General features: G+C 73.3%; 24 protein-coding genes and 1 pseudogene. 18 read left to right on the top strand and 7 right to left on the bottom strand.

Going from position 1 to position 20,817, the window contains the following annotated elements:
- The 6 genes from ribD to AB0H81_RS34330 form a co-directional block, all read left to right on the top strand.
- Nucleotides 1-863 (top strand): bifunctional diaminohydroxyphosphoribosylaminopyrimidine deaminase/5-amino-6-(5-phosphoribosylamino)uracil reductase RibD (ribD, locus tag AB0H81_RS34355; RefSeq protein WP_358383161.1); only part of this gene is annotated, 863 nt, incomplete at its 5' end.
- Nucleotides 863-1,453 (top strand): riboflavin synthase, encoded by a 591-nt coding sequence (locus tag AB0H81_RS34350; protein ID WP_358383158.1) that lies wholly within the window; start codon nucleotides 863-865, stop codon nucleotides 1,451-1,453. The genes ribD and AB0H81_RS34350, both read left to right, overlap by 1 nt.
- Nucleotides 1,450-2,118, top strand: a complete 669-nt coding sequence (locus AB0H81_RS34345) for a nicotinamide mononucleotide transporter family protein (protein ID WP_358383155.1) — start codon at nucleotides 1,450-1,452, stop codon at nucleotides 2,116-2,118. Before AB0H81_RS34350 ends, AB0H81_RS34345 begins: the two co-directional genes overlap by 4 nt.
- Nucleotides 2,115-3,332, top strand: coding sequence for a bifunctional 3,4-dihydroxy-2-butanone-4-phosphate synthase/GTP cyclohydrolase II (locus AB0H81_RS34340; RefSeq protein ID WP_358383152.1), 1,218 nt, complete (start codon nucleotides 2,115-2,117; stop codon nucleotides 3,330-3,332). The genes AB0H81_RS34345 and AB0H81_RS34340 overlap by 4 nt, the downstream gene beginning before the upstream one ends.
- Complete coding sequence (ribH, locus tag AB0H81_RS34335; RefSeq protein ID WP_358383149.1) at nucleotides 3,329-3,799, top strand: 6,7-dimethyl-8-ribityllumazine synthase; 471 nt, start codon at nucleotides 3,329-3,331, stop codon at nucleotides 3,797-3,799. The genes AB0H81_RS34340 and ribH overlap by 4 nt, the downstream gene beginning before the upstream one ends.
- Before the next feature lie 19 nt (nucleotides 3,800-3,818).
- Nucleotides 3,819-4,271, top strand: a complete 453-nt coding sequence (locus AB0H81_RS34330) for a PH domain-containing protein (RefSeq protein WP_358383146.1) — start codon at nucleotides 3,819-3,821, stop codon at nucleotides 4,269-4,271.
- 25 nt (nucleotides 4,272-4,296) lie between these two features.
- On the opposite strand, the gene AB0H81_RS34325 is transcribed toward AB0H81_RS34330, so the two are convergent.
- On the bottom strand, nucleotides 4,297-4,587 hold the full coding sequence (locus tag AB0H81_RS34325; protein WP_358383143.1) for a hypothetical protein: 291 nt from the start codon (nucleotides 4,585-4,587) through the stop codon (nucleotides 4,297-4,299).
- Nucleotides 4,588-4,636: 49 nt separating this feature from the next.
- Entirely contained in the window at nucleotides 4,637-5,089 is a 453-nt protein-coding gene (locus tag AB0H81_RS34320) for a carboxymuconolactone decarboxylase family protein (RefSeq protein ID WP_358383140.1), read from the bottom strand.
- 104 nt (nucleotides 5,090-5,193) lie between these two features.
- Between AB0H81_RS34320 and AB0H81_RS34315 the strand changes: the two genes are divergently transcribed.
- The 5 genes from AB0H81_RS34315 to AB0H81_RS34295 all read left to right on the top strand — a co-directional run bounded on the left by AB0H81_RS34315 (nucleotide 5,194) and on the right by AB0H81_RS34295 (nucleotide 11,691).
- Nucleotides 5,194-7,974, top strand: a complete 2,781-nt coding sequence (locus tag AB0H81_RS34315) for a BTAD domain-containing putative transcriptional regulator (protein WP_358383137.1) — start codon at nucleotides 5,194-5,196, stop codon at nucleotides 7,972-7,974.
- A 107-nt stretch (nucleotides 7,975-8,081) separates the two neighbouring features.
- Nucleotides 8,082-8,942, top strand: a complete 861-nt coding sequence (locus AB0H81_RS34310; RefSeq protein WP_358383164.1) for a MoxR family ATPase — start codon at nucleotides 8,082-8,084, stop codon at nucleotides 8,940-8,942.
- Nucleotides 8,935-10,035, top strand: coding sequence for a VWA domain-containing protein (locus tag AB0H81_RS34305; protein WP_358383134.1), 1,101 nt, complete (start codon nucleotides 8,935-8,937; stop codon nucleotides 10,033-10,035). Before AB0H81_RS34310 ends, AB0H81_RS34305 begins: the two co-directional genes overlap by 8 nt.
- Entirely contained in the window at nucleotides 10,028-11,119 is a 1,092-nt protein-coding gene (locus tag AB0H81_RS34300) for an XdhC/CoxI family protein (protein WP_358383131.1), read from the top strand. Before AB0H81_RS34305 ends, AB0H81_RS34300 begins: the two co-directional genes overlap by 8 nt.
- Nucleotides 11,116-11,691, top strand: coding sequence for a nucleotidyltransferase family protein (locus AB0H81_RS34295; RefSeq protein WP_358383128.1), 576 nt, complete (start codon nucleotides 11,116-11,118; stop codon nucleotides 11,689-11,691). The genes AB0H81_RS34300 and AB0H81_RS34295 overlap by 4 nt, the downstream gene beginning before the upstream one ends.
- A 14-nt stretch (nucleotides 11,692-11,705) precedes the next feature.
- Here AB0H81_RS34295 and AB0H81_RS34290 read toward each other — a convergent pair whose 3' ends face one another.
- Nucleotides 11,706-12,605, bottom strand: coding sequence for an endonuclease/exonuclease/phosphatase family protein (locus AB0H81_RS34290; protein ID WP_358383125.1), 900 nt, complete (start codon nucleotides 12,603-12,605; stop codon nucleotides 11,706-11,708).
- A 109-nt stretch (nucleotides 12,606-12,714) separates the two neighbouring features.
- Between AB0H81_RS34290 and AB0H81_RS34285 the strand changes: the two genes are divergently transcribed.
- From AB0H81_RS34285 to AB0H81_RS34270, 4 genes are all read left to right on the top strand, one after another.
- A complete protein-coding gene (locus AB0H81_RS34285) occupies nucleotides 12,715-13,755 on the top strand; it encodes an LLM class F420-dependent oxidoreductase (RefSeq protein WP_358383122.1) in 1,041 nt (346 codons plus the stop codon).
- 73 nt (nucleotides 13,756-13,828) lie between these two features.
- Nucleotides 13,829-13,924 (top strand): putative leader peptide, encoded by a 96-nt coding sequence (locus tag AB0H81_RS34280; RefSeq protein ID WP_358383119.1) that lies wholly within the window; start codon nucleotides 13,829-13,831, stop codon nucleotides 13,922-13,924.
- 140 nt (nucleotides 13,925-14,064) lie between these two features.
- Nucleotides 14,065-15,354, top strand: coding sequence for a dicarboxylate/amino acid:cation symporter (locus AB0H81_RS34275; protein WP_358383116.1), 1,290 nt, complete (start codon nucleotides 14,065-14,067; stop codon nucleotides 15,352-15,354).
- 617 nt (nucleotides 15,355-15,971) lie between these two features.
- Nucleotides 15,972-16,367, top strand: a complete 396-nt coding sequence (locus AB0H81_RS34270; RefSeq protein WP_358383113.1) for a hypothetical protein — start codon at nucleotides 15,972-15,974, stop codon at nucleotides 16,365-16,367.
- 164 nt (nucleotides 16,368-16,531) lie between these two features.
- Here the strand turns inward: AB0H81_RS34270 and AB0H81_RS34265 are convergent, their stop codons facing one another.
- From AB0H81_RS34265 to AB0H81_RS34255, 3 genes are all read right to left on the bottom strand, one after another.
- Complete coding sequence (locus AB0H81_RS34265) at nucleotides 16,532-16,747, bottom strand: hypothetical protein (RefSeq protein ID WP_358383110.1); 216 nt, start codon at nucleotides 16,745-16,747, stop codon at nucleotides 16,532-16,534.
- Nucleotides 16,748-16,769: 22 nt separating this feature from the next.
- Nucleotides 16,770-17,009 (bottom strand): hypothetical protein, encoded by a 240-nt coding sequence (locus AB0H81_RS34260; RefSeq protein WP_358383107.1) that lies wholly within the window; start codon nucleotides 17,007-17,009, stop codon nucleotides 16,770-16,772.
- 103 nt (nucleotides 17,010-17,112) lie between these two features.
- Complete coding sequence (locus AB0H81_RS34255) at nucleotides 17,113-17,886, bottom strand: TetR family transcriptional regulator (protein WP_358383104.1); 774 nt, start codon at nucleotides 17,884-17,886, stop codon at nucleotides 17,113-17,115.
- Between the two features lie 106 nt (nucleotides 17,887-17,992).
- Here AB0H81_RS34255 and AB0H81_RS34250 point away from each other — a divergent pair, with 106 nt between their 5' ends.
- Nucleotides 17,993-19,246, top strand: coding sequence for an FAD-dependent oxidoreductase (locus tag AB0H81_RS34250; protein WP_358383101.1), 1,254 nt, complete (start codon nucleotides 17,993-17,995; stop codon nucleotides 19,244-19,246).
- Here AB0H81_RS34250 and AB0H81_RS34245 read toward each other — a convergent pair.
- Nucleotides 19,236-19,556 (bottom strand): annotated as a pseudogene (locus AB0H81_RS34245) (ABC transporter permease subunit); the annotation flags it as partial. The gene AB0H81_RS34250 and the pseudogene AB0H81_RS34245 sit on opposite strands and share 11 nt — an antisense overlap.
- 23 nt (nucleotides 19,557-19,579) lie before the next feature.
- Here AB0H81_RS34245 and AB0H81_RS34240 point away from each other — a divergent pair.
- Nucleotides 19,580-19,744: a hypothetical protein gene (locus tag AB0H81_RS34240; protein WP_358383098.1), complete on the top strand. Its 165-nt coding sequence runs from the start codon at nucleotides 19,580-19,582 to the stop codon at nucleotides 19,742-19,744.
- A 187-nt stretch (nucleotides 19,745-19,931) separates the two neighbouring features.
- Nucleotides 19,932-20,817: serine/threonine-protein kinase (locus AB0H81_RS34235; RefSeq protein WP_358383095.1), on the top strand; the 886-nt coding region annotated here is incomplete at its 3' end.

Below are 20,817 nucleotides of genomic sequence, written 5' to 3'. Positions count from 1 at the left end.
TGGTGGTCGCCGTGCCCGACCCCAACCCGAAGGCGGCCGGCGGCGCCGCCCGGCTGCGGGAGCACGGCGTCACCGTCGACACCGGCGTCCTCGCCGAGGAGGCGGAGCGGGTCAACGCCGAGTGGCTGACGTACGCGCGGCTGGGCAGGCCGCACGTCACGTGGAAGTTCGCCGCCACCCTCGACGGGCGCTCGGCCGCCGCCGACGGCACCAGCCAGTGGATCACCTCGCCCGAGGCGCGGGCGGACGTCCACCGGCTGCGGGCCCGGGCCGACGCGATCGTGGCGGGCATCGGCACCGTCCTGGCCGACGACCCCCGCCTCACCGCCCGCCCCACACCATCTCAGGCCCAGGAGGGCGCGCGGCCGCCGCTGCGGGTGGTGGTCGACTCCGAGGGCCGCACCCCGCCCACCGCCCGCGTCCTGGACGGCGAGGCCCCCACCCTGCTCGCCGTGGCCCCCGACGCCCCCGCCCCCGTACCAGCCGACCCCCAGGCCGATCCCAAGGCTGACGTCCAGGCCGGCCCTCCGGCCGCCCGCGTCGTCCGCGTCCCCCGTCACCCCGGCGGCGGGCTCGACCTCGGCCTGCTGCTGCGCGAACTGGCCCGGCGCGAGGTCGTCAGCGTGTTCCTCGAAGGCGGCCCCGCCCTGGCCGGCTCCTTCCTCCGGCAGGGCCTCATCGACCGGGTCGTCGCCTACGTCGCCCCCGCCCTGCTCGGCTCCGGCGCCGCCGCCCTCGGCGACGCCGGCGTCACCGGCATCTCCGGCATCCACCGGCTCGTGCTCGACGACGTCACCCTCGTCGGCCCCGACCTCCGACTGACGGCCCGCACCGGGCCCGGCATCCCCCGCAAGGAGCAGTGATGTTCACCGGAATCATCGAAGAGAAGGGCGAGGTCGCCGCCCTGGTTCAGGCGGGCGACTCCGCCCGGCTGTCCGTACGCGGCCCGCTCGTCACCTCCGACGCCTCCCACGGCGACTCCATCGCCGTCAACGGCGTCTGCCTGACGGTGGTGGAGGTCGACGGCGACGTGTTCACCGTGGACGTGATGCGCGAGTCGCTCGACCGCACCTCCCTCGGCGGGCTGGAGGAGGGCGCGGCCGTCAACCTGGAGCGGGCCGTGCGCGCCGACCAGCGCCTCGGCGGCCACATCGTGCAGGGCCACGTCGACGGCACCGCCGTACTCCTGTCGCGCGACCCCGGCGAACGCTGGGACGACCTGCGCTTCTCCCTCCCGCAGGCGCTCGCCCGGTACGTGGCCGGGAAGGGCTCGATCGCGATCGACGGAATCAGCCTGACCGTCACGACGGTTGACGACGACAGTTTCGGCGTGAGCCTCATCCCGACCACGCTGAAGCTGACCACGATGGGCGAGCTCCGGGTCGGCGACCCGGTCAACCTCGAGGTCGACGTGATCGCGAAGTATGTCGAAAGGCTGGTGGGCAGGCAGTGAACTGGGCAGAGGCCGGTTTCAACGTGTTCGGCACCCACGTGCTCTGGACGGACCTGGTCGGCAACATCGCCGCCCTGTCCACCGTGCTGCTGGCGGTGCGCAAATCCCTGTGGACCTGGCCCGTGCAGCTCACCGGCGCGGTGCTGCTGTTCGTCGCCTCGATCAACGCCCACATCACCGGCAACGCCCTGAAGCAGGCGCTGTTCGGGGTGCTGGCGATCTACGGCTGGTGGGCGTGGCGGCGCGGCACCCAGAGCGGCTCCGGCCTGCCGGTGCGGCCCGCGACTCCCTGGGAGCGCGCCTTCGTGGTCGTGGTCATGCTGACCGGCACCGTCGCCGTCGGCGCCCTGTTCTACGTGTTCAAGCTGTCATGGGGCGCGGCCGTGCCGCTGCCCAAGGGCGCGTTCCTCGTGGCCGCCGACGCCTACATCTTCGTCGGCAGCGCGGTCGCCACGTGGGCCCAGGGCAGGGCCCTGGTCGACTTCTGGATCGTGTGGGTGGCCGTGGACCTCGTGGGCGTGCCCCTGGCGTTCAGCTCCGGGCTCGTGGTGTCCGGCGCCGTGTACGGGGTGTTCTTCGTGCTGGTGCTGTGGGGGTTCGTCAAGTGGCTCAGGGAGTACCGGGCGCGCGTGGCGACCGGCGAAAGCCTGGCGGTGGCGTCGTGAGCGGCATCAGGCTCGACCCGGTCGAGCGGGCGATCGCCGACATCCGCGACGGCCGGCCGGTCGTGGTCGTGGACGACGAGAACCGCGAGAACGAGGGCGACCTCATCTTCGCCGCCGGCCGGGCCACGCCCGAGCTGTGCACCTTCATGATCCGCCACACCAGCGGCATGATCTGCGTGGCCATGGACGGCCGCGACCTCGACCGGCTGGGCCTGCCGCTGATGGTGTCGCAGAACAACGAGCGCATGCGCACCGCGTACACGATCACCGTGGACGCCCGCGACGGCGTCACCACCGGCATCTCCGCCGCCGACCGCGCCAGGACCATCCGCACGCTGGCCGACTCCGCGACCGAGCCGAACGAGCTGGTCCGGCCCGGCCACATCTTCCCGCTGCGCTACCAGGAGGGCGGCGTGCTCGCCCGGCGCGGCCACACCGAGGCGGCCGTCGACCTCGCCCGGCTCGCCGGGCTGTCACCGGCCGGGGCGCTGGCCGAGATCGTCAACGACGACGGCACCATGGCCCGGCTGCCCAGACTGCGCGCCTTCGCCGACGAGCACGGCCTGGCCCTCATCACCATCGAGCAGCTCGTCGACCACCGGCGCCGCGCCGAGAGCATGGTCACCCGGGTCGCCGCGACCAACGTGCCCACCGCGTACGGGATGTGGCGGGCCTACGGCTACGCCAGCGCCCTCGACGGCGGCGAGCACGTCGCCCTCGTCTACGGCGACCTGTCCGGCGGCGACGACGTCCTCGTCCGTGCCCACTCCGAGTGCCTGACCGGCGACGTGTTCGGCTCGCTGCGCTGCGACTGCGGCCCGCAGCTCGACCACGCGATGGCCGCGATCGCCGAGGAGGGCCGCGGCGTGGTCGTCTACCTGCGCGGCCACGAGGGCCGGGGCATCGGCCTGCTGGCCAAGCTCAAGGCGTACAGCCTCCAGGACAACGGCAGCGACACCGTGGACGCCAACCTTGAGCTGGGGCTGCCGGTGGACGCCCGCGAGTTCTCGAACGCCGGGCAGATCCTCGCCGACCTCGGCGTCAAGTCGATCCGGCTGCTCACCAACAACCCGGCCAAGCTGGCGGGCATGGACGGCTACGGCATCGAGGTGCTCGGCCGCGAGCCCATGCCCGTGGCGATGAACCCCTACAACGAGCGGTACCTCAGGGCCAAGCGCGAGCGCCTCGGCCACGACATCTCGGAGGCCTCATGAGCGGCGAGGGACGTCCCGCGGGCGCGGCGGCGCCGGACGCGTCCGGACTGACGGTCGGCGTGGTGGCCGCGAGCTGGCACGCCAAGATCACCGACCAGCTCGTGGCGCGGGCCGTGCGGGCGTGCGACGACAGCGGCGCGACCGCCACCGTCGTGCGGGTGCCGGGGTCGCTGGAGATCCCGGTCGTGGCGCAGGCGCTGGCCCGCCGCTGCGACGTCGTCGTGGCGCTCGGCGCGGTCATCCGCGGCGAGACCGCCCATTTCGACTATGTCTGTGACTCGGTGACGGCCGGGCTGACCCGCGTCTCGCTCGACGAGAGCACTCCGGTCGGCAACGGCGTGCTCACCTGTGAGACGCTCGACCAGGCCCTCGACCGGGCCGGACTTCCCGCCAGCAAGGAGGACAAGGGATACGAGTCGGTGGTCGCGGCGCTGGAGACGGCACTCCTCCTGCGGGACCTCGCCTGAGCTGCGGTAGGTTCGACGCGTGCCCGAGCCCGTGCCTGTCCCGAGCCTGCCCGTCACCTGGCGCCCGCGCCGGGGAAGGATCGTCCCGTACGTCTTCGCCGTGATCGTCGTCGCGGGGGCCGTGGTGATGGCGCTGTTCATCGCCGAGCCGTTCATGCTCGCCGACCGGATCGCGTTCGTGGCGTTCGGGCTGGCCGTGGCGTGGGTGCTGCACCTGCTCGGACGGGTGCGCGTCGAGGCCGACGAGGACGGCCTGACGATCGTCAACGTCCTGCGCACCCACCGCTACACCTGGCCCGAGGTCATCGACATCACGCTGCTCGTCGGCGAGCCCTGGCCGCGGCTCGACTTCTCCGACGGCCGCACGATCGGCGCGATGGGCATCCAGGGCTCGGAGAAGGCCCGCGCCCGCCGCGCCACGGCCGAGCTCGCCGCGCTCATCCGCGAACGCGGCGAGGCCGGCGAGGGCTGAGCGCTCCCCACCGCGCCGCCCGGCCTCACCGTTCGTCGACGACCTGGCCGTTCAGAGCGGTGCCGTCCTTGGTGAGGGCCATGGTCAGCGGCGCCTCCGGGAAGGTGGGCAGGGCGGCGAGCGCGGCGCCCATCTGCCCGGCGGACTCCCAGTGCCAGGTGTCGGTGTAGGTGCCGTCCTCGAGCTGGACCAGCACGGCGTGGGTGAGCCCGGGGTGCCCCTTCCGGACGGTCGCGATCAGCGAGCTCCGGCGGGCCAGGAACTCCTCCAGGTCGGTCTCGGGGACGGAGTAGCGGTGCGAGCGGACGACGGACATGTCGGCGTCTCCTTCTGTTTCTGCGCGTGTTGGACGTGGAAGCCGGGACCTACCAGGTGCCGGCGATCTGCCGGATCGGGGCGTTCAGGCGGTTGAAGAGGTTGGTGACGGCGGTCATCAGCAGGATCGAGGCGAGCTGCTGCTCGTCGAAGTGGTCGGCGGCGTCGTTCCAGACCTCGTCGGGGACGGCGTCGGTGTGGTCGGCCAGCCGGGTCGAGGCCTCGGCCAGTGCCAGCGCGGCCCGCTCGGCGTCGGTGTAGTACGGGGTCTCGCGCCAGGCGGTGACCATGCCGATGCGCTCGTCGCTCTCGCCGAGCTTGCGCAGGTTCTTCAGACCGGCGTCCACGCAGAAGCTGCAGCCGTTGATCTGGCTGACCCGCAGGTGGATCATCTCCATGAGCTCCTGGGGGAGACCCTGCGACTGGGCGGCCTTCATCAGCTCCATGATCGGCTTCATCGCGGCGGGGATGACCGTGGCGGGGTTCTTCATCCGGGCTTCCATCGCGTTCTCCTCGGTCTCGTCTGTCGCGGTTGGTGTGGATCCAGAGTGGCTGCCCGGGTTGATACATTCGCGATGCGCTCACGATGCGACGGTGATGGGGGACGATGCTGCGCTTCACTCTTCTCGGCCCCGTCCAGACGGTCGTCGACGGCGCGCCGCTGACAGGCGTCGCCCCGCGTCACCGGGCTGTGCTGGCCTATCTCCTGCTCAACGCCGGCCGGGTGATCAGCATCGAGCGGCTGATCGAGGCGATGTGGGGGTACGACCGGCCCGACACCGCCCGATCGCAGATCCACGCCTCGATCACCGCGATCCGCAAGGTGCTGCGTGGCGCGGGAGCCGAACGGCTCCTCGAGACGCGTGCCGGCGGCTACGTCGCCCGGCCGGAGCCCGGTCAGGTCGACGCGCAGGCGTTCACCGAGCTGGTGGCCGCCGGTGAGCTGCGCGCGGCGCTGGACCTGTGGAGCGGCGAGGCGCTGGAGGACGTGCACGCGCATTACGTCACCGGCGTCCGGGAGCTCTGGAACGACCGGCGGCTGTCGGCGTACGAGCGCCTGGTGGAGGGCGAGCTGGCCGCCGGGCGGCACGGCGATCTGCTCGACGAGCTCGCCGCCCACGTGGCCGCCCACCCGCTCCGCGAGAAGCTCAACGGCCACCTCGTCCTGGCCCTGCACCGGGCGGGACGGCAGGCCGACGCCCTGGCCGCGGCGCGTTCCTACCGGACGGCTCTGGCGGACGAGCAGGGGCTGGACCCCGGGCACGCCTTCACCGAGCTGGAGCGGGCGGTCCTGGCGGACGACCCGGCGTTGCGCCCGGCCGGCGCGGCGCCGGTCGCTTCCGGCCCGCCGCGTCGCTCCACCTTCCTGCCCTACGACATCCCCGACTTCTCCGGACGGACCGCCGAGCTGGAGCGGCTCGTGGACGAGCGGTCGGCGGTCGTCACGATCGACGGCATGGCCGGGATCGGCAAGACCACGCTCGCCGTCCACGTGGCCCACCGGCTGGCCGCCCGCTATCCGGACGGCCGGCTCTTCATCGACCTGCAGGCCCACACCGCGGGCCGGGAGCCGGTCGACGCCGCCGCCGCGCTGGAGACCCTCCTCCGCCAGCTCGGGGTGCCCGCCGACCGCATCCCGGTCACCCTGGCCGAGCGCGGCGCCCTCTGGCGCGCCGAGCTGGCCGATCGCCGCGTGCTCGCCGTCCTGGACAACGCCCTCGACGCCGAGCACGTACGCCCCTTGCTGCCGGGGCACTCCGACACCCTCGTCCTGATCACCAGCAGGCGGCGGCTCGTCGACCTGGACGGCGCCCACGCGCTGTCGGTCGACGTGCTGGGCGAGGAGGACGCCGCCGAGCTGTTCGAGCGGATCGTGGGCGAGCGCGCTCACCAGGAGCCGGACGCCGTACGCGAGGTGCTGCGGCTGTGCGGGCACCTCCCGCTCGCCATCCGGATCTCGGCCGCCCGCCTCCAGCACCGCCCGCGCTGGAGCGTGTCCTACCTGGCGGGCCGGCTGCGCGACCATCGCCGGCTCCTGGACGGGGTGTCGGCGGCCTTCACCTTGTCCTACGAGCAGCTCGACGAGGCCGAGCGGCGCATGTTCCGCCTGCTCGGGCTGGCGCCCGGCCGGGACATCGACCCGTACGGCGCGGCGGCGCTGGCGGGGATCCCGGAGGAGGAGGCGGAGGAGCTCCTCGAAGGACTCCTCGACGCCCACATGCTGCTGCAGCTCGAACCCGGCCGGTACACCTTCCACGACCTGCTCCGCGAGCACGCCCGCTCGATCGCCGAGGACGACGGCGCCGTCCTGCGGCTGCTCACGTACTACCTGCACCGCTCCCGCGCGGCGATCGACCGGCTCTTCCCGCACAGTGTCGCCCAGCGGGAGGGCATCCCCCAGCCGGCCGCCCCGGTCGCGCCCCTCCGCGACGCCGCGGAGGCGATCGCCTGGCTCGACGCCGAGCGCTCCAACATCATCGCGACCGCCGTCCACGGACCCGAGATCTGCCTGGGCATGCTCGCTCTGGCGATGCGCCCCTACCTCGACCGGCAGGCGCACCACGACGACGCGCTCACGCTCCACACCCTGGCGCTGCGGCGCGGCCGCAAGCTCGGCCACCGCGACGTCGAGGAGCGGGCGCTCACCGACCTGGCGTGGACCTACTGGCGGCTCGGCGAGTACGAGCGGGCGGAGGAGCACGCTCACCAGGCCCTCGACGCCTGCGAGGCGGCCGACGATCGGGTCCGGGCCCTGCTCACGCTGGGCAACGTGGCCCTGCGCCGGCGACAGGACGCGCAGGCGGAGCACTACCTCGCGCAGGCGCTCGACCTCACCCGGATGGGCGCCGACACCTGGGGCGAGGCCCACGTGCTCGGCATCCTCGCCCTCGCCCTCGACCGGGCCGGCCGTCCCGAGGAGGCCCGGCGCCATCTCGACCTGGCGCTGGCGCTGCACCGCAAGGTCGGCAACCCGGCCGGAGAGGCGCTGATCCTCAACCACCTCGGCGTCGTCCTCCGGCACCAGGGCGAGCTCGCCCAGGCGCGCGCCCGGCACGAGCAGGCCGCGGCACTCTGCCGCAGGCTCGGCACCACCGGCGACGAGGCGGCCGCGCTCAACGGGCTGGCCGAGGCGGCGGGCGACCCGGCGCGGGCGGCCGAGGAGCACACGGCGGCCCTCGCGCTCGCCGGCCTGACCCGCGACCGGCCGGAGCAGGCGCGCGCCCACGACGGGCTGGCGCGTGCCCACCTCGCACTCGGGCGCCCGGAACGGGCGCGCGAGCATGGCCGGATGGCTCTCGGCCTCTACGAGGAGCTCGGTGTCCCGGAGGCCGAGGAGATCCGCGCCTTCCTCCAGGACTCTCTTTACGTGATCGATACCTCGCCCTGAGTAGTCGGAGTCCGTGACCAATATCGCCACGGCACCTGGGCGCGTAGCCTGAAAGCGTGCTGGGGCGGACGGGTGAGACGAAGGGCACGATCGGCGTCACGGCGGGCATCGAGTCGCCGGGCAGGCTCGTCGAACTGCTCGACCGGCAGGCGTACCTCGCCGACGAAGGGCTGGCCACGGCCGCGTTCCTGGCGTTGCGGATGGGCCGGCCGCTGTTCCTCGAAGGCGAGGCCGGCGTCGGCAAGACCGAGCTGGCCAAGGCGCTCGCCGCGCTGCTGGAGGCGCCGCTGATCCGGCTGCAGTGCTACGAGGGGCTCGACGCCGCCCAGGCCCTGTACGACTGGGACTTCGCCCGCCAGCTCCTCCACCTCAAGGCCGCCGAGGCCGCCGGCGTCACCGACGTGGGCCGCCTGGAGGGCGAGATCTACGACCGGCGCTTCCTCATCGCCCGGCCGCTGCTCAAGGCCCTGGAGACCTGGCCGAGCGTCCTGCTGGTGGACGAGATCGACCGGGCCGACGACGAGTTCGAGGCGTTCCTGCTGGAGGTGCTGTCCGACTACACGATCTCCATCCCCGAGCTCGGCACCGTGCGCGCGACGACGCCGCCGGTCGTCGTGGTCACCTCCAACCGCACCCGCGAGGTCCACGACGCGCTCAAGCGCCGCTGCCTCTACCACTGGCTGGAGCACCCGGGCTTCGACCGGGAGGTGGCGATCCTGCTGCGCCGGCTGCCGGACTGCACCGAGACGCTGGCCGCGCAGGTCGCGCGGGCCGCCGCCCGGCTGCGGGGCGCCGACCTGGTCAAGCCGCCGGGCGTGGCCGAGACGCTCGACTGGACCGAGGCGCTGCTGACCCTCGGCGCCAAGGAGCTCGACCCCGACCGGGCCGCCGCCACACTGGGGGCGGCGCTGAAGTACCGCGAGGACCTGGAGAGCGTCCTGTCGCGCGGGCTGCTGCGTCATGAGTGAGGCCGCCGGCGGGCTGGCCGCCACCATGACCGGGTTCGCGCGGACCCTGCGGGCCGCCGGGGTCGGCGCCGACCACCAGCGGACCCAGGCCCTGCTGAGCGCCCTGCGCCACCTCGACGTGACCCGGCCGGGAGACGTCTACTGGGCCGGCCGCCTCACCCTCTGCGCCGGCCCCGACGACCTGCCCCGCTACGACCGTTGCTTCCAGGCGTACTTCGGCGGGCGCACCGCCTCCCGCCACGCGGCCGGAGCGGTGACCGTCACCCGGCACACCCTGGCCCTCGGCGACGAGGCCGACGACAGGGCCCGCAGCGCGGAGGGCGAGGACGAGAGCGCCCCGGGCCGCGCCAGCCGCACGGAGCTGCTGCGCCACCGCGACGTGGCCGCGCTCACCGCGGCCGAACGGGCCGAGGTGCACCGCATGCTGGCGATGCTGCGCGCCGGGCGCGCGGCCCGCCGCTCCCGGCGCTTCGAGCCCGCCGCGCGGGGCCGGCTCGACCAGCGGCGCACCATCCGCGAGGCGCTGCGCAAGGGAGACGTGGCCCGCCTGCTGCGCAGGAGCCACACCGTACGGCCGCGCGGCGTCGTGCTGTTCGTGGACGTCAGCGGGTCGATGGCCCCGTACGCCGAGACGCTGCTGCGCTTCGCCCACGCCCTGGTCAGGAGCGAGCCGCGGGCCACCCGCGTCTACTCGGTCGGCACCCGGCTCACCCCCATCACGGCCGAGCTGCGCCACCGCGACCCCGGCACGGCCCTGGACGCGGCGTCCCGGGCCATCCCTGACTGGAGCGGCGGCACCCGGCTCGGCGAGGAGCTGAAGGAGTTCCTCACCCGGGGCCATGCCCGCGGCGACATCGTGGTGATCGCCTCGGACGGCTGGGAGCGCGGCGACCCGAGCCTGCTGGGCGCGCAGGTGGCCCGGCTGGCCCGCCAGGCGTACCGGGTGATCTGGGTCAACCCGCACAAGGGGTACGACGACTACGAGCCGCTGACCGGGGGCATGCGCGCCGCCTTGCCGTACCTCGACGACCTGGTGGCCGGGCACAGCCTGGCCGCCTACGAGGCCCTCAGCGAAAGGCTCGCCCATGCGTGACGTGCTGCCCGAGATCATGCGGTGGTGGAGGTCGGGGCTCAGGTTCGGGCTGGCGACCGTGGTCAGCACGTTCGCCAGCGCGCCGCGGCCACCCGGCGCCGCCATGGCGGTGCGCGGTGACGAGGTGGTCGGCAGCGTGTCGGGCGGATGCGTCGAGGGCGCGGTGTTCGACCTGGCCGCCGAGATCGACGAGCCCGTGCTCCAGCGGTACGGCGTGACGGACGACGACGCGTTCGCCGTGGGCCTGACCTGCGGCGGCATCATCGACATCCTGGTCGAGCCGGTGTCCATCGAGACGTACCCCGAGCTCGGCGACATCGCCCGGTCGGTGGCGGCGCACGAGCCGGTCGCCGTGGCCACCGTCGTGTCCGGGCCCGGCCGGACGGGCGCCCGCCGGGTCGTCTGGCCGGACCGCTCATCCGGCACGCTCGGGCTCGACCGGCTCGACGAGGCCGTGGACGACGACGCGCGCGGCATGCTGGCCCAGGGCGTCACCGGGGTCAGGAGGTACGGAGCGCAGGGGGAGCGGCGGCTGGACGACCTGGCCGTGTTCGTCCACGCGTTCGCGCCGCCGCCCCGCCTCCTGGTGTTCGGCGCGATCGACTTCGCCGCCGCGGTGGCCCGGCTCGGCAAGTTCCTCGGCTACCACGTGACCGTTTGCGACGCCCGGCCGGTCTTCGCCACCCCCAAGCGCTTCCCGGAGGCCGACGCGGTGGTGGTCAAGTGGCCGCACGACTACCTCGCCTCGACCACCGTGGACGAGCGCACCGTCATCTGCGTGCTCACCCACGACCCGAAGTTCGACGTACCGCTGCTGGAGGTGGCGCTGCGCACCCCCGCCGGGTACATCGGCGCGATGGGCTCGCGCCGCACCCACGAGGACCGGCTGGACCGGCTGCGGGAGGCGGGGCTGGCGGAGGAGGAGCTGGCCAGGCTGCGCTCGCCCATCGGCCTCGACCTGGGCGCCCGCACCCCGGAGGAGACGGCGGTGTCGATCGCGGCCGAGCTGATCCAGCTCCGGTGGGGCGGCTCCGGACGGCCGCTCAGCGACACCTCGGGCCGCATCCACCACGAGGCGTCATGAGCGTGCGGCGCTCGCGCGTGGCCGGGCTGCTGCTCGCGGCCGGCGAGGGCTCCCGGCTCGGCACACCGAAGGCGCTCGTCGAGCACGAGGGGGAGCGGCTGGTCGACCGGGGGGTGCGGCTGCTGGAGGAGGGCGGTTGCCATCCCGTGGTCGTGGTGGTGGGCGCGGCGACCGTCCAGGTGCGCGGCGCGGTCGTGGTGCGCAACCCCGGCTGGCGCTCCGGCATGGGCTCGTCACTGCGGGTCGGGCTCGCGGCGCTGCCCGAGGAGGCCGAGACGGTCGTGGTGGCGCTGGTGGACCAGCCGTTCGTCCGCCCGGAGGCGGTGCGGGCCCTGGTCGGGAGCGGCGCGCGGCTGGCCGTCGCCACGTACGGCGGGCGGCGGCGCAACCCGGTGCTGCTGTCGCGGGGCGACTTCGCCGAGGTGGCCCGGCTGGCGGCGGGCGACGTCGGGGCCCGGCCCTTCATCAAGGCGCACCCGGAGCTGGTCACCGAGGTGCCGTGCGACGGCCTCGGCGACCCCGCCGACATCGACACCCCCGCCGACCTCGGCCGGTTGAGCCAGGAAGGCTGAGACGGCCCGCAAGGTCAGAGGCGGAAGGACGCGGTCGCCGCGCGGTGGTCGCTGCCCGTCGCCGGGGCCACCCCGGCCTCCGTCGCGGTCATCCCCTTGTACAGGATGTGGTCCGGCCGGGTGATCGGGAACGACGACGGCCAGGTGAAGCCGAACCCCTGTCCCGCCTCCTGCTGGGCGTCCAGCAGCGGCGGCGTCAGCCCCCGCATGCCGCGGTCGGTGGTGGCGGTGTTGAGGTCGCCGAGCAGCAGGATCCTCTTGCTCGCGTCGGCGTCGATCAGCCGGCGCGCCGCGGCCAGCGACTCGTCGCGCGAGGCGGTCTGCCCGGGCCGGGCCGAGGCCAGGTGCATGACGTACACGGTCACGTCACCCTCGGGCGTGCCGACCACCGCGCGCAGCGCCCGCACCCAGCCCATGCCGACGTCGAGCGGCTTGGACTGGCGGATCGGGTAGCGGCTCCACAACCCGACCGTGCTGACCGTGTAGCGGTGGGGGAACAGGGTGTTCAGCCGCTTGGCGGCGGGCCCGCCGGGGGTCAGCTCCTGCGCCGCCAGCAGGTCGAGGCCCTCGGCGATGGAGCGTACGGCGGTGCCGGAGGAGGAGTTGGTCACGCCGACGTTCACGGTGCCGACCGACAGGTCGGAGCGCCCGCCGGGCGAGGACCGTAAAAGGGCCGGGCCGAACATCGCCGCCCACACCACGCCCGGCACCAGCGCCGCCACCACCGCCGGGCGCGAGCGGGCCAGCGCCGCCGCGCCGAGCAGGACGGGGACGACCCAGCCGAGCCAGGGGAGGACACTCTCCAGAACGGGCGTGAAACCGCCCATCGCGGGGATCAGCCGATGCCCCGCCAGCACCACGGCCACCACGGCCGCCAACGCCACGACGATCCGCCCGACGATCCTCTTCAGCATCGGCCCCTCTCCGAGATCGACACCAGGCTAGCCGCTCGCCGCGCCGCGCGCGGACACGCTAATCTGTTGCCCACGCAACGGAATATCATTCGGTCTCGGGAGCCCGGCAATGCGCATCGGTATGGCACTCAACTACTCGGGCGGCTTCAAGGAGACGGTCGCCGAGCTCGGCGACTACGAGAAGGCCGGGCTCGACATCGTCTTCGTGGCCGAGGCCTACAGCTTCGACGCGGTCAGCCAGATGGGCTACATCGCCGCGCGGACCGAGCGGCTGGAGATCGCCTCCGGCATTCTGCCGATCTACTCGCGTACCCCCACCCTGCTCGCCATGACCGCCGCCGGCATGGACTACGTCTCCGGCGGACGCTTCACCCTCGGCATCGGCGCCTCCGGCCCGCAGGTCATCGAGGGCTTCCACGGCGTGCCGTACACCGCGCCGCTCGGCCGTACCCGGGAGGTCATCGAGATCTGCCGCCAGGTGTGGCGGCGTGAGCGCGTCGAGTACGAGGGCCGCCACTACACGCTGCCCCTCCCGGCGGACCAGGGCACCGGGCTCGGCAAGCCGCTCAAGCTCATCAACCACCCGGTACGCCCGCGCATCCCGGTCGTCGTGGCCGCCATCGGCCCCAAGAACGTCGAACTGGCCGCCGAGCTCGCCGAGGGGTGGGAGCCGATCTTCTACATGCCGGAGAAGGCGGGCTCGGTGTGGGGCGAGGCGCTGGCGGCGGGCAAGGCCAAGCGCGATCCCGAGCTGGGCGAGCTCGACGTCATCGCGCAGGCGTCGCTGGCCATCGGCGACGACGTGGCCGGGCTGCTGGAGTTCGGGCGGCCCATCGCGGCCCTCTACATCGGCGGCATGGGCGCCAAGGGCAAGAACTTCTACAACGACCTGGCCCGCCGCTACGGCTACGAGAAGGAGGCCGAGCGGATCCAGGAGCTGTACCTGGAGGGCAAGAAGGACGAGGCGGCCGCGCTGGTGCCCGACGAGCTGCTGCGCAGCATCTCGCTGATCGGTGACGAGGGTTTCGTGCGCGACCGGGTCCAGGCGATGCGGGAGTCGGGGGTGACGACGCTGAACGTCGCGCCGCTCGGCCGCACGCACGAGGAGCGGGTCCGGCTCATCGAGCGCATCAAGGACATCGCCGGCTGAGTCATGTGGCCCGCCCGGCCCGGTGTGACGACGATCACGGCGGGCCGGGGAATGCGGCCGTGGAGGTGGCGTGTTGAACACGCTCGTGAGGTTTTCCGTGGTGATCGTGCGGCTCGTCGAACGCCTGCACATCGACCTGTGCCGGGTCCTGGGGGCCCTCTGTCGCTGATCGCGCTCTGACGCGCTCGATCGCCGATCCCCCTTTGTGCGCTCTGCGCCACTTTGTGCCACGCCACCCCCGGGCACCACCTCCCTGACCGCTTGAGGCGCGCTCCGCCGTGCCCGCCCGTACTTCCGGAGTCTTCCGTCGTGAAGAGATTCAGCTTCTCCCTGCAACTGTTGCTGGGCCTCGTGCTCGGTGTCGCCCTCGGCTTCGTCGCCAAGATCTGGGACGTCGCCTGGCTCGCCGAGACCCTGACCAAGGTCGGCCAGATCTTCGTCCAGCTCCTCAAGCTCGCCGTGCCGCCGCTGGTGTTCACCGCCGTGCTGGTCAGCGTGGCCAACCTGCGCAACGTCAACGGCGCCGCCCGGCTGGCCACCAAGACCCTGCTGTGGTTCCTCGCCACCGCCGCGGTGGCCGTCGGCCTGGCCATCGCGCTCGGCCTGGTGATCAACCCCGGCCAGGGCGTCACCCTCGACACCGGTGCCGCCAAGGCCCCCGAGGACGCCGGCACCTGGCTCGACTTCGTCACCGGCATCCTGCCCACGAACGTCTTCACCGCCTTCACCGAGATGAACGTCCTCCAGATCGTCTTCCTGGGGGCCGTCCTCGGCGCCGCCGCCCTCGCGGTCGGCGAGAAGGCCGAGCCGTTCCTCGCGCTCAGCCGCTCCGTCCTGGAGCTGGTGCAGAAGGCGCTGTGGTGGGTGATCCGGCTGGCCCCCATCGGCACCGCCGGCCTCATCGGCAAGGCCGTGTCCACCTACGGCTGGGAGCTGCTCGCGCCGCTCGCCAAGTTCAGCGTCGCCGTGTACGCCGGCTGCTTCGTCGTGCTGCTGGCCGTCTACCCGGTGCTGCTGTCGGTCTGGGGCAAGGTCAACCCGCTGACCTTCTACCGCAACGCCTGGCCCGCCATCGAGCTGGCCTTCGTCTCCCGCTCCTCGGTCGGCACGCTGCCGCTGACCCAGCGCGTCACCATCGAGCGCAACGGGGTGGACGCCGACTACGCCTCCTTCGCGGTGCCGTTCGGCGCCACCACCAAGATGGACGGCTGCGCCTCGGTCTACCCCGCCCTGGCCGCCATCTTCGTGGCCCAGGTCTTCAACGTCCCGCTGGGCGTGGGCGAGTACCTGCTGATCGCGTTCGTCTCGGTCGTCGGCTCGGCCGCCACGGCCGGCCTCACGGGCGCGACGGTGATGCTCACGCTGACGCTGAGCACGCTCGGCCTGCCGCTGGAGGGCGTCGGCCTGCTCCTGGCCATCGACCCGATCCTCGACATGATCCGCACCGCGACCAACGTCACGGGGCAGATGGTCGTGCCGGTGCTGGTGGCCCGCTCCGAGGGCCGCCTGGACGAGGCGGTCTTCAACGCGGCGCCGCAGGAGCTGGACGCCCGGCCGTCGGGGCGCCCGGCCGACACCCCGGAGCTGGCCGCGGCCTGACGCTGCGCGCCGTGTGACCTGACGTTCAGTGCCGTGCGGAGGGCGGGAAGCCATGTGCTTCCCGCCCTTCGCGCTGTCTGGAGGGGCGCGAGCCGGGCCGCTTGCAGCGTGACCTGGCGGTGTACGTACGGCTGCGGGACACCTGCTGGGCACACGGCGTGCCGTGGTGCCGGGGTGGCCGCGTCTACGACCGGTCCAGCGCGAGGACGGACTGCTGACCCGTCTCGATGCGACGAGCCGCGCCCACCGCGGCGAGCCCATGCACCGCAGCTCGGAGACCGGCGAGGTGACCTACTGTCCAGCGATCTGGCCGCCCATCGTCAAAGATCCCAAGGCCGGGGCGGCATGGCACCGCGCCCCGGCCGTACTCACCGACCCACGCCGGCCGGGGGGGGCGGAAGGCGAAGCATCGCCCGCGGGGTCTGATGATGATGGTGATGTGTTCCCGACTGCCCCGGGATTCTGGCTGCTGGTGTTTCTCGCCTACGACGCCGGCGAGGGATGAACGCCGCAACGCGGCGATTCCCGCCCTCCGGCTGACGCCGTACGTCCGTGACGCGCCGGACAGTCACGCCCTGCGCCAGCGGGCTCGGTCGCCGCCGCGGGAGGTGCACTGCATGAGTGTCCCGGCGTTCGTACGGCCCATGGCGCCCTGGGGGGCGCACATCGCGCCCGGGTGGACGCCTGACCGGACGGAGGGCTGGGCCGGCCGCCGCGTCGGTGTCGGCCGCCATGTCCGGGTGGGCCTTGGCCTGGGGCGCGCCTTCGTGGGCGTGGGCCGGGGAATGCGGATCTTCCCCGGAGTCTTCACGCGGGGGGTGGGCGTCGGCGTCGCGGTCGCCGTGGGGTTCGCCACCGGGCTCGTCACGGCGGGTGCCGGCGTCTCGGCGGCGGGGCCAGGTGTCGTCGTGGCCGGCGCGGGCGTGGAGGCCGCCGGTGAGGCAGGGGCGGAACCGGTGGCCGCCGAGCAGCCGGCGGCGAAGGCCGCCGCGAGCACCACGGCGAGAACGTGAGTACGCATCGTTCGGATCGGACCCTTCGTCGGGGGTGGGTGAGCCGAAGGTTGGACGACGCGATGTCACGGATGGTTGTCGAGGCACCACATTCTGTTGTGGCTCCAGGTGTCGCCGGGATCCGGGCTCGGTGGTACGGCCGGGCCGTACCACCGAGTCGGGGATCACACGTCGGTGACGTAGATCTGCAGGTCCCACTTCGGCGAGACCGGTACGCACCGGTAGCGGACTTCGAGGGCTTGTCCCGCGTTGATGCAGTTGCGCTGGGTCGAGAACCAGCCGAAGTGGTGCCAGCCTTCCGCGTGCGCGGGCGTGGCGGCAAGGCCGAAGGAAAGAGCGGCCCCGGCGGCCGCCGTGGCGATCAGAGTACGCATTCTCATTTCTGCTGAGCTCCTTCTGGAGTTAGTAGTAGAGGTAGAAGTCGTAGCGGGAACCCGAAGGCTTGCAGGCGAAATCCAGGGCGGTCCCGGTGGAAATGGCTTTCACGCCGGCCCGGACGCAGTCGCCGTGGAACGCGTAGCTGCCCATCAGGTGCCAGGACTCGGCGAGCTGGGCCGAAGCGGCCGCCGCGGGGGCGGCCATGGAGCCGAGGACCAGCCCGCCGGCCACCAGAGCAGCCGCGGCCAGACGACGAGGGCTCATCTTCTTCTTTCCTTTCGTCAAGAAGTCCGTGATGACACCCTCAGAATGTTTCCGCGTTCTTGGAGACCACTTGTGGATCACTGGGAACGCGGCGCGAAAAAGCTCAGGGGGCGGCGGCGCGCAGGAACGCCTCGGCGAATGTCCGTGCGGCCTCGTCGACCGGGGGAAGGGCGTCGCCCAGCGCGTCCAGCAGCACGGGGCGGAACAGCATGTGCGCCGCCATCGGGCCGAACAGCAGCTGGATGAGGAGCGGCACGGGGAGCGGCCGGAGCCGACCGGCCTGGATCTGCGCGGTGAACAGGGTGCTGAGGCTGCCGAACATCCTGGGCAGGCCGGCCTTCAGCATCCGGGCGGCCGTGCCGTCGGGACGGCTGAAGAGGTCGCCCAGGATGGCCGGCAGCACCCGCGGCTCCCGGGTGAACGCCTCGGCCAGCGCGCGGTAGACGGCCTGCACGGTGTCCTCGATCCGTTCCGGCGGGTCGGCGGCCAGCGCCTCCAGGTCCACGATGGGGGCGTACTGGTCGAAGACGCCCGCGAGCAGCCCGTCGCGACCGCCGAAGACGGCGTGCAGGCTGGTCGGCGAGCAGTGCGCGGCCGCCGCGACGGCGTCGAGGGTGACCGCGCCGAGCCCGTCCCGCGCCACCAGGGTGGCGGCCGCCGCGATGGCCCGCTCCCGGACCGGTGGGCGCCCGCCCGGGTCGATCCCGGCCTCCCGTACGGCCTCGTCCAGCCGGGCCCGCGATCCGCCGAGTCGTCTCAGCAGGGTGCTGCGCGAGATGCCGGCGGCCGCCGCGATCGCGCTCAACGGCACCTCGGCCACGTCCTTGCCGTGCTGCTCGGCGGCCGCCAGCGCGGCATCGACCAGCGTCCTGTCCATGACCGGAGATGGTACCGCTTCCTATCTGACCCTCATCTGTGTATCGTCTTCAGTAGAAGCTCATCAACCGATGAATTAAGTGCGACCCGCAGGAGAAGGGACTGTCATGACCGTCGAAGAGACCGGCGTCCTGGTGTGCGGCGGCGGCCCGGCCGGGATGATGCTGGGCCTGCTGCTGGCCCGGGCGGGCATCGAGGTCACCGTGCTGGAGAAGCACGGCGACTTCCTGCGCGACTTCCGGGGCGACACCGTCCACCCCGCCACCATCCGGCTCATGGACGAGCTCGGCCTGGGCGCGGCGTTCCGGGCCCTGCCGCAGAGCCGCCTGGGCAACCTCTCGCTCCCCGCCCCCGACGGGACCCTGGTGACCCTGGGCGACTTCGGGACGCTGCCCGCGCCCTACGACCACGTCGCGATGGTGCCCCAGTGGGACCTGCTCGACCTGCTCGCCAAGGCCGCCGGCGAGGAGCCCGGCTTCTCGCTGCGCATGGAGACCGAGGCGACCGCGCTGGTCAGGGACGGAAACAGGGTCGCCGGCGTCCGGTACCGCACCTCCGGCGGCCGCGAGGGGGAGATCCGCGCCGAGCTGACGGTGGGCTGCGACGGCAGGCACTCCCTGCTGCGCCGGGAGGCGAAGCTGACGCCCCGGGAGTTCCCGGTGCCGTTCGACGTCTGGTGGTTCCGCCTGCCCCGGCCGCCCGCCGAACGGGGCGCCCCGGCCGGTCTGACGCCGGTCGCGCTGGGTTCCGAGCTGCTGCTCTGCCTGCCCCGCCCGGACTACTACCAGGTGGCCTACCTCACCACCAAGGGCTCCGACGCGCGGCTGCGCCGAGAGGGGATCGAGCGGTTCCGCGCACGTGTCGCCCGGCTCCGCCCCGACTTCGCCGACCGGGTGGACCAGCTGGCGAGCATGGACGACGTCCACGTGCTCGACGTCAAGCTGAACCGGCTCAGGCGCTGGTACCGCGACGGGCTGCTGCTCATCGGCGACGCCGCGCACGCCATGTCGCCCGCCGGCGGCGTGGGCATCAACCTCGCCATCCAGGACGCGGTGGCCGCCGCAACCCTGCTGGCCGGGCCCCTGCGGCGGCACTCCGTCACCGTCGCCGACCTGGCGGCCGTGCAGCGGCGCAGGCAGCCGCCCACCGTGATCATCCAGGGCGCCCAGCGGCTGCTCCAGCGTGTCATGTTCGCGACTCGGCCCACGGACAGGAGGTCGGGACCGCCCCGGGCCCTGCTCCTCCTCCTGAACGCGTTCCCGGGGCTGCGCGCCATTCCCGCCCGGTTCGTCGGCTTCGGGCCCAGGCCGGAGCACGCCCCCGCCTTCGCCCGCAGGAGCCATCGGCTGACTAGGCCTTGATCGCGCCCTGGGTGATGCCGTTCACGAAGCTGCGCTGGAAGATCAGGTAGACGGCGACGATGGGAGCGATGACGATCAGGCAGGCCGCCGCCAGCAGCGGGATGTCCGTCGTGTACTCACCGACGAAGAGCCCCAGCCCGCTCGGCGCGGTCCGCCGGTCGGGGTCCTGCGTCATGCCCAGGACCAGCATGAACTGGTTCCAGGACCACATGAAGTAGAGCACCGACAGCGTGGTGATCGCCGGCCACGAGATGGGCAGCAGCACCCGCGCCAGGACGACGAGGTCGCGGGCGCCGTCGATGCGGCCGGCTCTTCGAGGCGGGCGACCTGCTCGTGGAGCCGTTCCGGGACACCGTCACGGCCCTGCTCCCCGGCGTCCGTCTCGCGGCGCCGCGCGGGGTCTCGGCCGACGGGGCGCTCGCCCTGGCCCGCGCCGCCGTCGCCGGGTCGGTGCGGCCCCGCCCTCCGTACGTCTACGTCTTCTCCGGCGCCGGCTGACGATCTCCGGCGACCCGGCGGGACGTCCGCGACGGCGAGGAGCAGCGGCAGGACGGCGGCGGGCGGGAGCCGCCCGCGCGTTCCCGGGTCCTCTCGCGGCGGCGCGCCCCGCGAATCGGGACTTCAGGGGACGGCCGGGGCCCTATGGTTGGTCGAAAATGCCGTTTCTGGAGTTATTGGCGGGGATATGTCGGACGAAGCGCCGTCCATGGTCGCGGGCCGGTACCGGCTCGACGAGCGCATCGGCAACGGGCCGATGGGAGAGGTGTGGCGGGGGTACGACACGCGTGCCGACTGGACCGTGGCGGTCAAGCTGCTCCGGCCCGGAGCCGCCGGCAGGGAGGTCCTCCAGCGGCACGCCGAGGCCGTGGCCCGGGTCATCCACCCCAACGTCGCCATGGTCCTCGACGTGGGCGACGAGGACGGCATGCCGTACCTCGTGATGGAGTTCCTCGGCGGTGAGAGCCTGGGCGAGGAACTGGCCACGCGCGGGCCCCTGCCCCTGACGGAGGCGTGCGACCTCGTCGGTCAGGCCGCCGCCGGACTGGACGCCGCCCACCGGGTCGGGGTCGTCCACGGGCAGGTGGACGCGGACAGCTTCCGCCGGGCCGGCAGCGGGGTGCTCAAGGTCGTCGGGTTCGGGGTGAGCGGGCTCGCCGTGCCGGCCACCCGGTACACCGCCCCCGAGCAGGCCGCCGGCCGCCCGGCCGAGGCCGCGTCGGACCTGTACGCCCTGGGCTGCGTGTGCTACGAGCTGCTGTGCGGCCGCCCGCCGTTCGAGGACGCCCCGGAGGAGGGGGCCGTGGAGGGGCGGGCCGCCGAACCCGTGCCGCCCAGCCGTCACCGCGCCGAGGTGCCCGCCGAGCTGGACCGGCTGGTGCTGTCGATGCTCGCCGCCGACCCGGCCGCCCGGCCCTCCGGCGGCGAGCCGGTACGCCGGGCGCTGGCGGCCATCGCCCGTCCCCGTCCCCAGACGTCCCCGCCCGGAGGACAGCCGACCGTCGAGTCCGCCGCCTCGCGCGGCCCGGCCGCCACGTCGCACGGCGCGCCACCGCTCGCGGCGGCCGCGAGCC

Source organism: Nonomuraea sp. NPDC050691, from assembly GCF_040654455.1.
Taxonomy (GTDB): Bacteria; Actinomycetota; Actinomycetes; order Streptosporangiales; family Streptosporangiaceae; genus Nonomuraea.
This window is presented reverse-complemented; position numbering and strand designations above follow the sequence as displayed.

Coding starts and splice junctions, on each gene's coding strand:
- AB0H81_RS34350 (WP_358383158.1), top strand. CDS start 863: ATGTTCACCGGAATCATCGAAGAGAAGGGCGAGGTCGCCGCCCTGGTT.
- ribH (WP_358383149.1), top strand. CDS start 3,329: ATGAGCGGCGAGGGACGTCCCGCGGGCGCGGCGGCGCCGGACGCGTCC.
- AB0H81_RS34325 (WP_358383143.1), bottom strand. CDS start 4,587: ATGTCCGTCGTCCGCTCGCACCGCTACTCCGTCCCCGAGACCGACCTG.
- AB0H81_RS34320 (WP_358383140.1), bottom strand. CDS start 5,089: ATGGAAGCCCGGATGAAGAACCCCGCCACGGTCATCCCCGCCGCGATG.
- AB0H81_RS34315 (WP_358383137.1), top strand. CDS start 5,194: ATGCTGCGCTTCACTCTTCTCGGCCCCGTCCAGACGGTCGTCGACGGC.
- AB0H81_RS34305 (WP_358383134.1), top strand. CDS start 8,935: ATGAGTGAGGCCGCCGGCGGGCTGGCCGCCACCATGACCGGGTTCGCG.
- AB0H81_RS34300 (WP_358383131.1), top strand. CDS start 10,028: ATGCGTGACGTGCTGCCCGAGATCATGCGGTGGTGGAGGTCGGGGCTC.
- AB0H81_RS34295 (WP_358383128.1), top strand. CDS start 11,116: ATGAGCGTGCGGCGCTCGCGCGTGGCCGGGCTGCTGCTCGCGGCCGGC.
- AB0H81_RS34290 (WP_358383125.1), bottom strand. CDS start 12,605: ATGCTGAAGAGGATCGTCGGGCGGATCGTCGTGGCGTTGGCGGCCGTG.
- AB0H81_RS34285 (WP_358383122.1), top strand. CDS start 12,715: ATGCGCATCGGTATGGCACTCAACTACTCGGGCGGCTTCAAGGAGACG.
- AB0H81_RS34270 (WP_358383113.1), top strand. CDS start 15,972: ATGAGTGTCCCGGCGTTCGTACGGCCCATGGCGCCCTGGGGGGCGCAC.
- AB0H81_RS34265 (WP_358383110.1), bottom strand. CDS start 16,747: ATGAGAATGCGTACTCTGATCGCCACGGCGGCCGCCGGGGCCGCTCTT.
- AB0H81_RS34260 (WP_358383107.1), bottom strand. CDS start 17,009: ATGAGCCCTCGTCGTCTGGCCGCGGCTGCTCTGGTGGCCGGCGGGCTG.
- AB0H81_RS34255 (WP_358383104.1), bottom strand. CDS start 17,886: ATGGACAGGACGCTGGTCGATGCCGCGCTGGCGGCCGCCGAGCAGCAC.
- AB0H81_RS34250 (WP_358383101.1), top strand. CDS start 17,993: ATGACCGTCGAAGAGACCGGCGTCCTGGTGTGCGGCGGCGGCCCGGCC.